Source organism: Hyphomicrobiaceae bacterium, assembly GCA_041397645.1.
In the GTDB taxonomy this organism is placed as follows: domain Bacteria; phylum Pseudomonadota; class Alphaproteobacteria; order Rhizobiales; family Hyphomicrobiaceae; genus Hyphomicrobium_B.
In genome coordinates this window covers 1-14,512 of sequence record JAWKWE010000008.1, presented here as the reverse complement: position 1 = coordinate 14,512, position 14,512 = coordinate 1, and the positions used below count along the sequence as shown (strand labels likewise).

Annotated in this window: 16 protein-coding genes; 3 read left to right on the top strand and 13 right to left on the bottom strand. The window is 59.7% G+C overall.

The genetic code is table 11. The features are described 5' to 3' along the window. Positions 1 to 84: 84 nt before the first annotated feature. Complete coding sequence (locus R3D51_18825; protein MEZ5901539.1) at positions 85 to 324, bottom strand: acyl carrier protein; 240 nt, start codon at positions 322 to 324, stop codon at positions 85 to 87. Positions 325 to 1,453: 1,129 nt separating this feature from the next. Further along, positions 1,454 to 1,708 (bottom strand): hypothetical protein, encoded by a 255-nt coding sequence (locus R3D51_18820; protein MEZ5901538.1) that lies wholly within the window; start codon positions 1,706 to 1,708, stop codon positions 1,454 to 1,456. Positions 1,709 to 1,824: 116 nt separating this feature from the next. Here R3D51_18820 and R3D51_18815 point away from each other — a divergent pair, with 116 nt between their 5' ends. From R3D51_18815 to R3D51_18805, 3 genes are all read left to right on the top strand, one after another. Further along, positions 1,825 to 2,709: an alpha/beta hydrolase gene (locus tag R3D51_18815; GenBank protein MEZ5901537.1), complete on the top strand. Its 885-nt coding sequence runs from the start codon at positions 1,825 to 1,827 to the stop codon at positions 2,707 to 2,709. Then, positions 2,706 to 3,122, top strand: a complete 417-nt coding sequence (locus tag R3D51_18810) for a hotdog fold thioesterase (GenBank protein MEZ5901536.1) — start codon at positions 2,706 to 2,708, stop codon at positions 3,120 to 3,122. The genes R3D51_18815 and R3D51_18810 overlap by 4 nt, the downstream gene beginning before the upstream one ends. A 150-nt stretch (positions 3,123 to 3,272) precedes the next feature. Continuing rightward, a complete protein-coding gene (locus tag R3D51_18805; protein ID MEZ5901535.1) occupies positions 3,273 to 4,454 on the top strand; it encodes an ABC transporter substrate-binding protein in 1,182 nt (393 codons plus the stop codon). A 267-nt stretch (positions 4,455 to 4,721) separates the two neighbouring features. On the opposite strand, the gene R3D51_18800 is transcribed toward R3D51_18805, so the two are convergent. From R3D51_18800 to R3D51_18750, 11 genes are all read right to left on the bottom strand, one after another. Then, the gene (locus R3D51_18800) at positions 4,722 to 5,921 is read right to left on the bottom strand and encodes a TrbI/VirB10 family protein (protein MEZ5901534.1); all 1,200 of its coding nucleotides are present in this window, start codon (positions 5,919 to 5,921) and stop codon (positions 4,722 to 4,724) included. Beyond that, positions 5,918 to 6,832 carry a P-type conjugative transfer protein TrbG gene (trbG, locus tag R3D51_18795; GenBank protein ID MEZ5901533.1) on the bottom strand — a complete coding sequence of 305 codons (915 nt, stop codon included), beginning with the start codon at positions 6,830 to 6,832 and terminating at the stop codon, positions 5,918 to 5,920. Before trbG ends, R3D51_18800 begins: the two co-directional genes overlap by 4 nt. A 68-nt stretch (positions 6,833 to 6,900) precedes the next feature. Continuing rightward, on the bottom strand, positions 6,901 to 7,581 hold the full coding sequence (gene trbF, locus R3D51_18790) for a conjugal transfer protein TrbF (protein MEZ5901532.1): 681 nt from the start codon (positions 7,579 to 7,581) through the stop codon (positions 6,901 to 6,903). Further along, a complete protein-coding gene (gene trbL / locus R3D51_18785; protein ID MEZ5901531.1) occupies positions 7,581 to 8,786 on the bottom strand; it encodes a P-type conjugative transfer protein TrbL in 1,206 nt (401 codons plus the stop codon). Before trbL ends, trbF begins: the two co-directional genes overlap by 1 nt. Before the next feature lie 3 nt (positions 8,787 to 8,789). After that, positions 8,790 to 9,167 carry a putative entry exclusion protein TrbK-alt gene (gene trbK-alt, locus R3D51_18780; protein ID MEZ5901530.1) on the bottom strand — a complete coding sequence of 126 codons (378 nt, stop codon included), beginning with the start codon at positions 9,165 to 9,167 and terminating at the stop codon, positions 8,790 to 8,792. Then, positions 9,167 to 9,901 carry a P-type conjugative transfer protein TrbJ gene (gene trbJ / locus R3D51_18775; protein ID MEZ5901529.1) on the bottom strand — a complete coding sequence of 245 codons (735 nt, stop codon included), beginning with the start codon at positions 9,899 to 9,901 and terminating at the stop codon, positions 9,167 to 9,169. The genes trbK-alt and trbJ overlap by 1 nt, the downstream gene beginning before the upstream one ends. After that, positions 9,898 to 12,339 (bottom strand): conjugal transfer protein TrbE, encoded by a 2,442-nt coding sequence (gene trbE, locus R3D51_18770; GenBank protein ID MEZ5901528.1) that lies wholly within the window; start codon positions 12,337 to 12,339, stop codon positions 9,898 to 9,900. Before trbE ends, trbJ begins: the two co-directional genes overlap by 4 nt. An 8-nt stretch (positions 12,340 to 12,347) precedes the next feature. After that, positions 12,348 to 12,611 carry a VirB3 family type IV secretion system protein gene (locus R3D51_18765; protein ID MEZ5901527.1) on the bottom strand — a complete coding sequence of 88 codons (264 nt, stop codon included), beginning with the start codon at positions 12,609 to 12,611 and terminating at the stop codon, positions 12,348 to 12,350. Beyond that, the gene (locus tag R3D51_18760) at positions 12,611 to 12,892 is read right to left on the bottom strand and encodes a TrbC/VirB2 family protein (protein ID MEZ5901526.1); all 282 of its coding nucleotides are present in this window, start codon (positions 12,890 to 12,892) and stop codon (positions 12,611 to 12,613) included. Before R3D51_18760 ends, R3D51_18765 begins: the two co-directional genes overlap by 1 nt. A 41-nt stretch (positions 12,893 to 12,933) precedes the next feature. Continuing rightward, positions 12,934 to 13,902 (bottom strand): P-type conjugative transfer ATPase TrbB, encoded by a 969-nt coding sequence (gene trbB, locus R3D51_18755; protein MEZ5901525.1) that lies wholly within the window; start codon positions 13,900 to 13,902, stop codon positions 12,934 to 12,936. Between the two features lie 413 nt (positions 13,903 to 14,315). Next, positions 14,316 to 14,512, bottom strand: a 197-nt coding sequence (locus tag R3D51_18750) for an MFS transporter (protein MEZ5901524.1), incomplete at its 5' end; no start/stop codon positions are given.

Here is a 14,512-nt window from a genome sequence, read left to right as displayed (position 1 = left end):
CACCACAAGCTCGCAATGCAATCAGAACCTATATTGGCGTACAGCCACGCGTCTGCCGCCCTTGTCCCTCCCCCCGAAATTCGGCTACGTTTTTACCTTGGCTTCGAGATATCTCTGTGCATCTCCCACAGTATGGATAGATTCAGCAGCCTCGTCGGGAACCTCACAGCCGAATGCCTCTTCAAAAATTATCAGCAGCTCAAGCGTATCCAGACTGTCAGCGCCTAGATCCTCGATAAACCGAGCAGACTCGGTGATCTTCTCCGGCGGCACGCCAAGGTGCCGGCTGACGATATCCCTGATTCGACTGCCGACACTGTCCATGGCTCGGTTCCTATTCGGTCGCCGAAGAGTGCCGCACGCTTCCAAAACGCGTCAAGGAAGAAACCAGTTCCGGTTAACCCAAGGCGAGGCAGGCGGGAAAAGGCAGTCGGGGCCAACGCGTTTGCATGCTCGGTCCGATAACTACTCTGAAGCGGCCTTAACCGAAGGGCGAGCCGGCCCCTCTATACCCGAACCCGAACCACGCAGCTGCAGTGGCCAGCAAATGATCACGGACGCCGTACTCTCGGTGGCTCGAGGGTGACCTCCTTCAGCTGATCGCCGCTCACGATCAAGATTATGAAGTTCAGTCTGCCGTTCCTGCTCATCAAAGCTGCGCTAATGGCACTTCCTTTCGTGACCTTCTCTGCGATAGCGACAGCATCCGACAATTCCTGCCCTACGCTCTTCAGATCAGGCAATCTATTTCCGTCGTCAGCATTACGGCCCTCCAGAGAGGAGACAGTTTCATTCCTCGCTACACTTCCCGTTTTTGCGTCGATGGCATTCTCCCAAATCTGCGTTTCCGCATGGTCTTGACCCAGTAAACCGCGGAATCAGCCAGGATATCGAATTTGACATCGAAGGCCCTTGATCCGGTATGCAGCCTCTCTGCGATTTTGATTGCCCTCCGCAACGAAACTTTGGCTTCACGAAAGAACTGAAGTTCACGTGAAGCCCCTTGATCGGTATCGTCGGTAATCGGGGGGCCGCTTTCAGTAGCCGCGACGTTTGACCGCAGCACCGCTCCCGATGGCGAGAGCAGCGAAAGCATCAAAAGGCCGATCAAGCAAAATGCTCGTATGCTCATGGCATTTTCCTCGGGGCCGAAATCCCGCAATTACGTCGAAACGTCTTTTCAAACAATCCCCAACGCTGGCTCCCCGCAAGTTTTAGCTTTTCGCGGTCTCACACCTGGTTTTTCAAGCACCATGATTCCCCTCGCGACATATAGTTCCATGTGCAAGGCTATCATAAGCTTGCTTCTTTATAAGAATAGGTCTATTCGTGAAAAAAAAGGGAGGGCGCATCTTCGAATGCCTGAAGCGCGGGTAAGATGCGTTCGGCGGTTCACAAGCTAATGAGACAGCGGCGAACACGGGTGAAGCTGCAAGCCGAGAAGGGCTCGGCATCAACGATCGCGATGGTCGTCGCGGCGATGGTCGTAGGTGTCGTCGGCGTACCGTTTAGCATTGCAGTGCTGCTGCTGTTTTTTTGAAAAGGCTTCGCTGATTTGGGTTCTCGATCTGACCACGACTTTCAAGGGCCAAAACCTGATCGGCCAGGTGTCGCCGAAGCCGTTCGACATCGGCGCGGCACTCCCATGCATCAGAAAAATCGCACGCAATTGTTCGGCCAGAGCGCCATGAGTTTGGACCACGAACATGCTTGCCTCGACAATCCCGCCCCGGGATTCCCGACAGCGCCAATGCCAAAGCCGCGGTCCCTCAAACCCTGTCACACAACGGCGATCGACACTAACGCCCACGCTGGATTGAAAGCATGACGCAGCCCGCGATCACACTCGCTGGGCACCGGGGCCACCGAATTGCCGCCTCGATAGAGGGGCCAGACAATGGCTTTCCGGTTATGCTGGCACATGGCGGAGGCCAGACACGGCGGAGTTGGTTTGCTGTCTCGCAACTGCTGGCCAGGCATGGATTTCGATCAATTGCCATTGACCTTCGCGGACATGGCGATAGCGCCTGGGCCGACGATGGAGCCTATGACATCCGGGATTTTGCGAACGATATTGCGGCTATCGCCAACGCGAACAGTCGAAGGCCGGCGCTGATTGGGGCCTCGCTCGGGGGGCTGGCAGGCATTTTCGCGGAAGGCGAACTGAGCCCCTTTAGCTTTGCGTCTCTTACCCTTGTCGACATCGCTCCACAGATGGAGCCGGCAGGCGTTGCGCGCATTGTTGGCTTTATGGCAGCTCATGCGCGCGAAGGATTTGCCTCTCCGGAGGAGGCTGCGCAGGCGATCTCCAATTATTTGCCGCATCGGCCAACCCGCAAGGCTTCATCCGGACTTCAAACCTATCTTCGCCGCAAGGAAGACGGACGATACTACTGGCATTGGGACCCCGCCTTCATCGATCGAATCATTCGACCACAGATAGCGGATTCGACGGCGATCGATGGCCGGCACGCTGCGCTCAACGCTGCGGCCGAAAGGCTTCGCCTGCCCGTGCACTTGATCCGGGGAGGTTCCAGCGATCTCGTGTCTCCCGAGGCTGTGGCGCATTTCAAGAGGTTGGTCCCTCACGCCGAGTACACCGACATCGCCGACGCCACGCATATGGTAGTGGGGGATCAAAATGATGCTTTTGGTCAGGCCATCGTTGAATTCCTGATCCGAAGGCATGTCGCGGAGGTGGCCTCGTGAGCCGAGAAAAGAAGCCACACGATATTGAGCAACTACGCGAACGTCTGCTGATCGCACCCTTTCATCGCTGGCTCGGCCTGACTCTGGTTGATTCCAATATGAACGAACTCGTACTCGAAATGCCGTGGCGAGACGAGATTGTATCCAATCCCAAGATCGCGTCGGCGCACGGCGGTATTCTTTCCGCATTGATCGACCTGACTGGACTCTACACCATCCTTGCAGCTGGAGGAACACCGCGCGCGACAATCGATCTGCACGTCGATTTCCATCGACCTGCGTTACCTGGTCAGCTGCGCGCAATTGGCCGATTGGTAAAGATGGGGCGCCAATTCAGCGTTGCTGAAACACGTGTTGTCGGTACCGACGGCGCCCTTCTGGCAAGTGGGAGAGGTGCCTATGTTTGCGAATAGGATGCCATCAAGCCGTTTCAGCTCGAGCAAGGCGCCGGTCACTGGTCCACGACAAGGGAATTCTCGTAAGGACTGATTCATAAAAAGCAAAGGGAGAATGGAATGATGACAGTCACCTACAGATTCGCCGCAGCGTCCCTTACCTTGACGATGCTGGCGGTTTCGCCATCCGCCGCGCTCGCTCAAAAAAAATACGATACCGGCGCGTCCGACGCCGAAATCAAGATCGGCAACATCATGCCCTACAGTGGTCCGGCGTCCGCCTATGGCGTGATCGGCAAGACTGAGGAAGCTTACTTCAAGATGATCAACGATCGCGGTGGCATCAATGGTCGTAAGATCAACTTCATAACGTACGACGACGCATACTCTCCTCCGAAGGCGGTAGAGCAGGTCCGCAAGCTCGTCGAAAGCGACGAAGTCTTGCTCGTCTTCAACCCGCTCGGCACGCCGTCCAATACAGCGGTCCAGAAGTATCTCAACTCAAAGAAAGTCCCGCAGCTGTTCGTTGCGACGGGTGCCACCAAGTGGAACGATCCCAAGAATTTCCCCTGGACGATGGGCTGGCAGCCTTCCTACCAGAGTGAGGCGCACATCTACGCCAAATATCTGATGAAGGAGAAGCCAAATGCGAAGGTGGCCATCCTTTATCAGAACGACGACTTCGGCAAAGATTATGTCAAGGGCACAAAGGATGGGTTCGGCGCCAAGACTGCCAATATCATCATGGAAGAGAGTCACGAAGTTTCTGAACCAACGATCGACTCCCACATCGTCAAGATCAAGGCCGCCAACCCAGACGTTTTTCTGATCTACACGACCCCGAAGTTCGCAGCGCAAGCGATAAAGAAAACGTCTGAGATCGGCTGGAAGCCACTGCAGATCATGACCAACGTCTCGGCCTCGGTAGGTAGCGTGATGCAACCCGCCGGCTTTGACAATGCACAGGGTGTGATTTCAGCTGCCTACGCAAAGGACGCGACCGATCCGCAATGGGCCAACGATCCCGGCATGAAGAAATGGGCCGAGTTCATCGACAAATACATGCCGGGTGCTGACAAGACCGATAGCGGCCACATCTATGGTTATGGCGCTGCCCAGACTTTGGCGAAGGTACTCGAGATGTGTGGCGACGATCTCACGCGTGCCAATGTCATGAAGCAGGCAGCGAATTTGAAGGACTTCGTGCCCGACACGCTGCTGCCGGGCGTCAAGATCAACACCGGGCCGACCGATTTTGCCCCGATCAGTTCGCTTCAACTAATGAGATTTAAGGGCACGAAGTGGGAATTGTTCGGCGACACCATTCACGGCGATGTGCCTTCCGAATGAATCTCAGGCGCGCAAAGCAAGAATCTCCCGCGAGCAATCGCGGGAGATTTTTGTGCCTTGACGCGGTTGAATGCGTAGGCGGGGTCAAAAACCAGACTGTCGTAAGCTGGAACAGTCTGGTTAATCTGCGCTGTTCGAAGACTTGACCAAAGTGGGTACTCGATGCAGTCGTATTTTGCAGAGAATCTTGCTAATAGCTCGCAGAAGCGAGGAATAGACTTTCATCCATAATTTATAAACTAGCTTTCTTAGGCTATTGGCCGAAAGCTATTCTCCGTAGGGTTCGAGCACGAGATCGCGATTGACTATCACACGAACGGGAAATCCCGGCCGGATCGTCAGCGTCGGCTGGATATTGAGATTGCGCCGAACGAGCTGTTGCCCAACTTGGCTGGCGGAATCGCCTGCTCCTCGTCGCAACGCCTGGATGAGGGCGCCGTTCGTGCTGTTGACGTCGCTGCCCGAATTCACCTCGGTCCCGACGGCGAGCAACGTTGACAGCGCAGCTGCTCGCAACAACTCTTTCCAGTGGTTGTCGACCTCATCCTCAAGGCCGGAATAGCCCGCGGCATCGGCTCCCGGCTGCCGTTCGAGCACAATGGACCGGCCGTTCGGCATGATCAACCTGGTCCAGACCAGGAGCACGCGTGATTGTCCAAACACGACCCGGCTATCGTAAGTCCCGATCAGTCGCGCGCCCTGCGGAACGAGTCGGACCCGCCCGGTCGGCGAATCGAAAACGTTCTCGGTGACTTGTGCCGTGATCTGGCCCGGCAGGTCAGCGCGGATCCCGGTCAGCAAGGCAGCTGGAATGACGGTCCCTGCCTGAACCACGAAGGGCGATGCTGGTTTGGCCAGACGATCCGGGCCCGTTGTGCGTCTGTCGACCGAGGCATTCACGAAGGCGATCTTTCGATCCTGGCCGTTCTGAGCGAATGCTTCGTCTGACGACGTCGTCTCGGTGGTGGGCGCGTCATTCGATGCCGTTGTAGCGGACGGCGGGCGGATATTCGTGGTAGCGAACAGCTTGCTCGTCCGCGCCGATTCCGTTTCCTGGTTGACGCGCTGTTGCTCGGCATCGACCGCTATGGGACCGGTCTGGGTCTGCGCTGCAACAATCGGACGGCCTAAATCGCCAGGCAAAGGCGGTCCAAGCGGCGGCACATCGCGCGGGATCCCGGCATAGTCCTTCGGCAACGTCGCGAGCCCATCTGCGATGTTGTGATGATTCGTGCTGTAGAGCTCGTCCGGCGCCGGATTGCGCTGATGGTTATTCCTTAGCGCCCACAGCGCCGCGCCAGAGATGAGCAGCAAAGCCAGGGCCGCGCCGCCGGCAAGCACCCTTCGGGAAAGCCTCGTGATCCTTGGGCGCTCTGCACCCAGACGCAAGGCATGCGCGCGATCGGCAGGTGACGGCCGTGGTCCAGATACGGGACCGACGCTCTCGCTTGGGCCGTTGTCTGTCACGATCGCCTCCCATCGTTTCTGACAATTCGGACTTTCTGCTGATTGTCTGTACCGAGGCGAAGCTCGGCCGCGGCGAACAGACGATCGGCAATCAGGACATTCCTGTAGACGCGATAGTTGACGAGTTCGGGCTTGCCGTCCTGGCCGATGACAAACAGCGGTGGCATTTCGCCCTGGCCAATCCCGGGCGAGAATTCGATGTAGACCTTGCGACCGTCGTCATAGGCATTCACTGGCCGCCACGGCGGGTTGTCGCCTTCGATCACATAGCGATATCGACGCTGATCCTTTTCCGGGATGAGCGGCGTTAGCGGCAACGTCCGGGAGCGGCTGGTCCGGTCTTCCGGGTAGAACCAGGCGACCGACGGCATGTAGAGCTTTTCGCGAGAGCGAAGTTCGATGAGGTAGGTTCGTCGATCGGTGTTGACGACAAGGTTGGTCTCGATGGCGGGGCGCGTTGGCTTGACCATGATGTGAACGCGCCTGGTATCAGCGCTGCCGCTCTCCGTGTCGGCGACGATCCAGCGCACGGTATCCCCAGCGGCGAGCGGACCCGAACCGGTTAGCTGTTCGCCAGGTTCGAGCGCGATATCCGTAATCTGCCCGGGCGAGGCATAGATTTGATAGAGCGCGCCGGGGCTATAGGGAAAGACCTGTACGGCATTGAAATACCCTGCCCGCCGCGGCTGGACACGCGCCACATCATTGGCGATCTCGACGCGACCGGTCGGGTCCTTTGACTCTGTTTCACCCTTGTTGCCGCCACGAGTTGGAGTCCAGGCCGGTGGGACATGCAAGGGACGCGCGTGGTCATCGGCCGGCATCGGGAGATCGGGAGATGGCGGTACCTCATCATCATAGCTGATCTGTGGCGGCTTGAAGGTCGTGCAGCCGGAGAGCGCGACCGTCAGAAGAAAAGCGAGACGTAAGGGCGCTCGATTCCATTCGGGGTGCGCGGATCGCGGTACGGGTTTTCTCACTAACCGAGCTCCTTTGACCAGTTGATCGCATTGACATAGACGCCGAGCGGGTTCTTGCGGAGACGATCGGCATCGCGAGGGGTTTCGATGACGACAGAAAGGATCGCGGTCCAGCGCTCGGTCGCGGCTAGCTGGCCGCTGTCGTAGCGGCGCTCGGTCCATGCAATCCGAAAGCTCTCCGGCGAGGCGCGAATGACGCTGGAGATCTCGACTGCAACTTGTGTGTTGCCGAGCCTGGCAAAGGGGTTATTGGTACGTGCGTAGTCGTTCAGCGCTGCAGCGCCACGATCGGTCGTAAAGTCGTAGGCGCGGAGCCAACCCTGACGCAGCACAATGGCGTCCGATGGAAGGCCTCGCACATCTTCGATGAAGCGCGCGAGATGAAACGCGATTTGCGGATCGGTCGGCTGATAGAAAGGACTCGCCGGCGCAACCGCTTGGGCCTGACCGAGATGGTCGATCTCCACCACCCATGGCGTGACGGTGCCTTTGGTGGACTGCCAGACGAGGCCGGCGGCGAGCCCTCCCGACAGCAACAGACATCCGAATGCTATCAACCGCCAGTTTCTGGCCTGAACGCGCGCCGACCCGATGCGCTCATCCCAGACCTGAGCCGCCTTCTGGTAAGACGTCACTGGCTCTGGCGTGCGGCCGTAATGCACGGATGGTCGTTTGAACATCACTGCCCTCCCTCGGACAGGTCGACGGAGGATCCGCCACCGGCACTATCGCCGCTACGAACGGCGTGGGTGGCGGCGGACACGCCCTGGTTCACGGTCTGCGCGCGCTTCATGCGGCGCGCCCAGGCCGGAGGCGCATCTGTGGTCGGCGAGCTACTTGTCAGTCCGGCTGCCATGCGGCGCAGCGGGCTGACGATTGCCGAGCCGCCTGCGCTGGCGACACCACTCAATCCTCCGGCTCGGTAGGCACTTGCCGTTCCGCTCGCTATCGTGGCTGCGCCACGGGCGCCACCTACGAGCGCTCCACCTGCCAGTCCTGCGCCGCCTGCCGCGAGGCCGGCGCCAGCAGCGATGGCGCCCCCAGCGGCTAAACCGGTGCCGACGGCGGCTCCGGCACCGAGTTGCGGTCCACCGGATACGATGCCATTGGCAATGCCGGGCCCGAAAATACCGAGGCCGAGAAGAGAAAGTGCGCCGAGCACAAGCGCCATCGCGTTGTCGATGGTCGGCTGGTTGCCGGCAAATCCTGCCGTGAATTGCGCAAACAGCGTCGAGCCGATGCCGACGATGACGGCAAGCACCAGAATCTTGATCCCGGAAGAAATCACGTTGCCGAGCACCCGCTCGGCGGCGAAGGCGGTCTTGCCGAACAGGCCGAACGGGATCAGCACGAAGCCAGCGAGCGTCGTCAGCTTGAACTCAATCAGGGTGATGAAGAGCTGGATGGCCAGAATGAAGAAAGCCAGCAGCACCACGATCCAGGCGAACAGCAGCACCACGATCTGGATAAAGTTCTCGATGAAGCCGACATACCCCATCAGTCCCCAGGCTGAGTCGAGGAGTGGTCGTCCGGCATCAAGGCCAACCTGGGCGATCTTTCCGGGCCTCAAGAAATCGGCTGAGGAAAGGCCGGTGCCCGAGGCTTTCAGACCCAAACCGGCAAAGCTTTCGAAGATGGTGCGGGCCAGGCTGTTCCAATTGCCGATCAGGAAGGCGAAGACGCCGACAAACAGGGTCTTCCTGACAAGGCGCGCCAGGATGTCTTCGTCAGCACCCCATGCCCAGAATAGGCCCGCCAGCGTGAGGTCAATGGCCGCTAGTGTCGTGGCGAGATATCCGACTTCGCCTCCAAGCAGCCCGAAGCCGGAATCGATGTAGCGGGTAAAGGTCTCCAGGAACTGGTCGATAATGCCCGTACCGCTCATCGCTTACTCCTTCCCAGACTGCGTTACTGAATCGTGCGGCCCGAGCCTGGGCCCGCGGTCATGCTCAGAGGGGATGAACAATGGTGATGTGCCGTGAGAAGCGGCGCTTTCCGGGGACGTTGGAGATGTCTGCCTGAGGAATTGACGGCGTTTCTCAGCCCAAGCCTTGCGACATTCCGACAGAGCCTCTTTCTGCTCCGAGGTCACGGAGCGGCACTGCGCGAGCCTTGTTGCCAACGGATCAGACGCCTGGTCGAAGGATGTGGCGGACGTGGTTTGGTTTTCGTCGTCACGCAGGCGAATTGCACAGGCCGCGACGATGAGGACGACGAGCACCATGGCCGCGATCATCGGCAGCCTATCGATCGCTAACTTCTTCATCAGTGAAACATCCGAACGGCTGTGGGTTGATATCCCTGGCCCGGGGTCAGGAAGCGGCGCAGCTGCTCCCTGCTCTGGTCCTGCGCGGCGGCACGCTGAGCAGACTCCAGGTTCTGTGCGCGCCCATGAGCCGCGACGACCGCCGTGAGGTCGGCTAGCTGCTGAGCTTGCAAGGCCATGAGCTGATTGCCGGCCTGGCTCGCCTGTAGCGCCCCGGTCGCGCCCTGGCTCGCGGTGACAAGCGCGGACATCTGGGTACGGTTGGTATTGAGATTGCCAACGACCGTGGCCTGCGTCCGCATGGCGTCCTGCAGGCCCGCCATTGCGTTCTGCCAACGCGTCTGCGCGTTTGCGATCAACGCCTGATCCGAGATACTGAATGTTGCCGGCGCGTAGGTCGTTGAAAACGCACGATCAATCTGCCCGACGTCGTAGGCGATGCGCTGGGCCTGAGCGAGAAGCTGTTGGGTCCGCTGGATCGATTGCTCCAGTTGCAACAACGACGAGAACGGCAGCGTTGCCAGGTTCTTCGCCTGGTTAACGAGCATCTGCGCCTGATTCTGCAGAGACGCGATCTGGTTGTTGATCTGCTGCAGGCTGCGAGCGGCTGTCAGCACGTTTTGTGCATAGTTATTGGGATCAAAAACGACCAATTGCGCCGACGCCGGCCTCAAGCTGACGGCAACGGTGATCGCGATTATGCTGGCGGTGGCGAGGCGGTAAAGGCGGTTCATTTCGAGACCTCCAATTCACTGAAATGCGGGATGAGGTCGGTCGCCCAGGAGATGTCGCGCGCCCTGAGCCAGCCGCGCACAAAGTCCTCACGGCCATGTTCGGCAAGGACCTGTTCGATAAGGGCCTGGTCGGCTTTGGAGGAAGCGGCCGTGAAGGCCAGGGCAACCTCACCGAGACCGAGCTCGAACAGGCGATTGCCGCGCCGCGACTGACAGTAATAGTCGCGCTTCGGCGTCGCGCGCGCCAGGATCTCGATCTGCCGGTCGTTAAGCCCAAAGCGTCGATAGATTGCCGTGATTTGTGGCTCGATGGCGCGGTCGTTCGGCAACAAAATGCGCGTGGGGCAGCTCTCGATGATAACAGGCGCGATCGCGGAGCCATCGATATCAGCCAACGACTGGGTGGCGAAAATGACGGAGGCGTTCTTCTTGCGAAGGGCTTTCAGCCACTCACGCAGTTGACCGGAAAACCCTTCATCATCGAGCGCGAGCCATCCTTCATCGATGATGAGCAGAGTTGGCCGACCATCAAGCCGTGCTTCAATACGGTGGAACAGGTAGGAAAGGACAGCCGGCGCGACGGCGGTGCCGATCAGCCCATCGGTCTCGAAGACCTGAACAGCGGCATCGCCAAGGCGTTCGAACTCCGCATCGAGAAGCCGGCCGTACGGCCCCCCGAGGCAATAAGGCTGCAGCGCCTGCTTCAACGCATTGGACTGAAGAAGAACACAAAGACCCGTCAGGGTCCTCTCCCCGATCGGTGCTGAAGCGAGCGAGGTGAGTGCCGACCATAGATGATCCTTGGCTTCCGGCGTGACTTCGACCCTTTCACGACCGAGGATCGCGGTGATCCACTCTGCTGCCCAAGCACGCTCAGATGGTTCGTCAATTGCCGCAAGCGGCTGAAGCTCAACGAACTCCGCGGATTCGCCCGAGAGCACGCCGCCGATGTCATGCCAATCGCCGCCCATGGCAATCGTGGCAGCACGTACGGAACAGCCAAAATCGAACGCAAAAATCTGAGATTCGCCGTAGCGCCGGAATTGCAATGCCATCAACGCCAACAGCACCGATTTACCGGCGCCGGTCGGGCCAACTACCAGCGTATGTCCGACATCGCCGACATGAAGCGAAAAACGAAACGGCGTTGAACCTTCCGTCTTGGCCAGGAACAGCGGTGGCGCCTTGAAATGGTGGTCCCTCGCTTCGCCAGCCCATACCGCAGACAGTGGGATCATGTGCGCCAAATTCAGCGTTGAGATCGGTGGCTGACGGACATTGGCATAGACATGTCCCGGTAAGCTGCCGAGCCAGGCCTCGACTGCATTCACCGTCTCGACCATGCAGGTGAAATCCCGCCCCTGGATCACCTTCTCGACGAGGCGGAGCTTCTCGTCGGCGGTAGCAGGATCGGTGTCCCAGACCGTGATTGTCGCCGTGACAAAGGTCTGCCCAATTTGATCCGAGCCCAGTTCCTGCAGTGCGGCGTCGGCATCCAGCGCCTTGTTATGCGCATCGGTGTCGAGGAGCGCAGACGCCTCGTTGGTCATCACCTCCTTCAGGATTGCGGCCACTGACTTGCGTTTGGCGAACCATTGCCGCCTGATCCTCGTCAGAAGTTTTGTCGCATCCGCCTTGTCGAGCATGATCGCGCGGGTCGACCAGCGATAGGCGAAGGCAAGACGGTTGAGGTCGTCGAGAATCCCGGGCGTCGTCGCCGTCGGAAACCCGACGATGGTCAGAACTCGCAGATGCGCTGAGCCGAGCATCGGCTCGAGACCGCCTGTCAACGGTTGATCGGCAAGCAGCGCGTCGAGATACATTGGGATCTCGGGCACCCTGACCCGGTGCCGCTTGGTCGAGACCGTGGAGTGCAGGTAGGTCAGTGTCGCCTCGTCGTCGAGCCAGGCGCACTCGGGCATGAACGCCTCGACGAGCTGAAGCACGCGACTGGTCCGGTCGATGAAGCCGCGGAGAACTTCCCGTGCGTCAGCATCCACGGTGCGGTTGCTACCCTCGTAAAGCAGCCGTTCCGCTCTTGCCGTGCCCTCGGCCGGCGGCAGATAAAGAAATGTCAGGTAATAACTCGACTCGTAGTGGGCGCCGGCCTCTTCGAACTGTGCTCTCCGCTCCGCATCGACCAGGGCAGAGGCGACATCCGGAAAGGTGTTGGGCGGATAAGCTCCCGCCGAATGGCGCTGGGCTTCGACAAAGATTGCCCAGCCGGATTCGAGCCGGCGCAGCGCGTTGTTGAGGCGCCCGGCAACAGCAACAAGCTCTGCCGGCACGGCGCTGTCGAGGTCCGGTCCCCGAAACTTTGCCGTGCGCTGGAACGACCCGTCCTTGTTCAGGATGATCCCCTCGTCGACAAGGGCCGCCCACGGCAGAAAATCCGCAAGACGGGTATTGGAACGGCGGTATTCGGCAAGATTCATCATATAAGACCTCACGTGTTGAGATGACCAGGGATGCGAAGGTGCCGGCGGATGACCTCGACAAAGTCAGGGTCGCGCTTGGCGGCCCAGACGGCGACCATGTGGCCAACGAACCAAAGCAGGAGGCCGGCGACCCAAAGGCGCAGGCCGATGCCGAGGGCAGCTGCGAGCGTGCCGTTAAGGATGGCGATGGAACGTGGAGCACCGCCCATCAGGATCGGCTCGGTCAACGCGCGATGTACCGGCGTGACGAAACCTGGGATCTCACCGTCCATCAGATCGTCACTCCGCCGCCGAACGAGAAAAACGACAGAAAGAAGCTCGACGCGGCAAACGCGATCGATAGGCCAAACACGATCTGGATGAGCCTGCGGAAGCCACCCGAAGTGTCGCCGAACGCGAGCGATAGGCCGGTGACGATGATGATGATGACAGCGATGATCTTGGCGACCGGTCCTTCGACCGATTGAAGGATCTGGTTGAGCGGCTGCTCCCATGGCATGTTGGAGCCGGCAGCCAAGGCTGGACCTACGCTCAAACAGGCGGCCGCGGCCATGGTCGTCGAAGCGACCATTCGCTTGCACGAAGTGACGATACTCATGATTGGTCCCCCATTGCTGTCAGGCTGTAGTCGCCTGAAGTTCCGAGTCCTGTGACATCAGCAAGTTCGGTTAGACGGCGCTCGGCACCGCGACCGGACAGGACGGCAATGACATTGATGGTTTCCGCGATCAGGGCCCGCGGCACGGTGACGACCGCTTCCTGGATCAGCTGCTCGAGCCGGCGCAGCGCGCCTAGCGCGGTACCGGCATGAATGGTGCCGATTCCGCCGGGATGGCCGGTGCCCCAGGCCTTGAGCAGGTCGAGCGCCTCGGCGCCGCGCACCTCTCCGATCGGGATGCGGTCAGGCCGCAGGCGAAGCGATGACCGCACGAGATCCGATAGCGAGACCACGCCGTCCCTGGTGCGAAGCGCGACAAGATTTGGCGCCTTGCACTGAAGCTCCCGCGTGTCCTCGATCAGAACGACACGATCCGAGGTCTTGGCAACTTCCGCCAGGAGTGCGTTGGTCAGCGTCGTCTTGCCGCTGGAGGTGCCGCCTGCCACAAGAATATTCTTGCGTGCTTCGACCGCACCTTTCAAAGCGCTGGCCTGGCCCGAAGTCATGATTCCGGCGGCGACGTAATCGTCCAGCGTGAACACGGCGACCGCTGGTTTCCGGATTGCAAAGGCTGGTGCCGCAACCACCGGCGGCAACAGTCCCTCAAAGCGCTCCCCCGTCTCAGGCAACTCGGCCGAGACACGTGGGGCGCCGGCGTGGACTTCGGTGCCCACGTGGTGCGCAACCAACCGAACGATCCGCTCTCCGTCCGAGGCAGACACCGTTTCTCCGGTATCCGCCAAACCACTCGACAGCCGGTCGATCCACAACCGCCCATCAGGGTTGAGCATGACCTCAACGACAACAGGATCTTCCAGGAAGCGCGCGATCGCAGGACCGAACGCCGTGCGTAGCATGCGCGCGCCGCGCGACATTGCCTCCGATTGAATGGAATGGATTGCCACCGCTGTCCCCAACGAATGAGGCCGTCCCGAGCGGCCTCAGATGGGGATGAATAGAAGGGGCAGGAAATGGCTCGGCACAACAAGGCAGTTACTGGGTTAGTAGCCTGGCGTAGGAAAAGAGAAACAAAGGAGTGTCCGGAGTCTTCGCTCGGAAACGACGGCGGCGTGAACAACAGCTTGTGAGGTCAGCCTCGCTCGTTAAACTGCCGTTTCGCTATTAGGTCGTGTATCCAAGCGCATCGCGTCTGTCCCCGGAATTGCGATCTCGATGGGTACAAATTCGATTTGCAGGGAGGAACAACATCAGTCATTGGGCCGGGCTTTCGCCGAGGGGCGCTCGCCCAACTCAATCCTTTAGTGGCTCAGTTCGACGTAACGCGACCGCGTTTTATGAGACTGCTTTTGCGCCCCGCTTACCAATCCACTCCGTCACACGCCTCAAAAATGGGCCGCTCGAAGGCTGGCCGTCCGGATCCGGCCGAGGTGCCGCGCGCTTTGGGAGGCCGGGCGAACGAACGACAGAGACTTTTGCCGAACGTACGTATCCACGGCATCGCAAACCACGCCAACGCAGCCGTTTGAAGGGCAACGCTGAGACCGAATGCGGCCT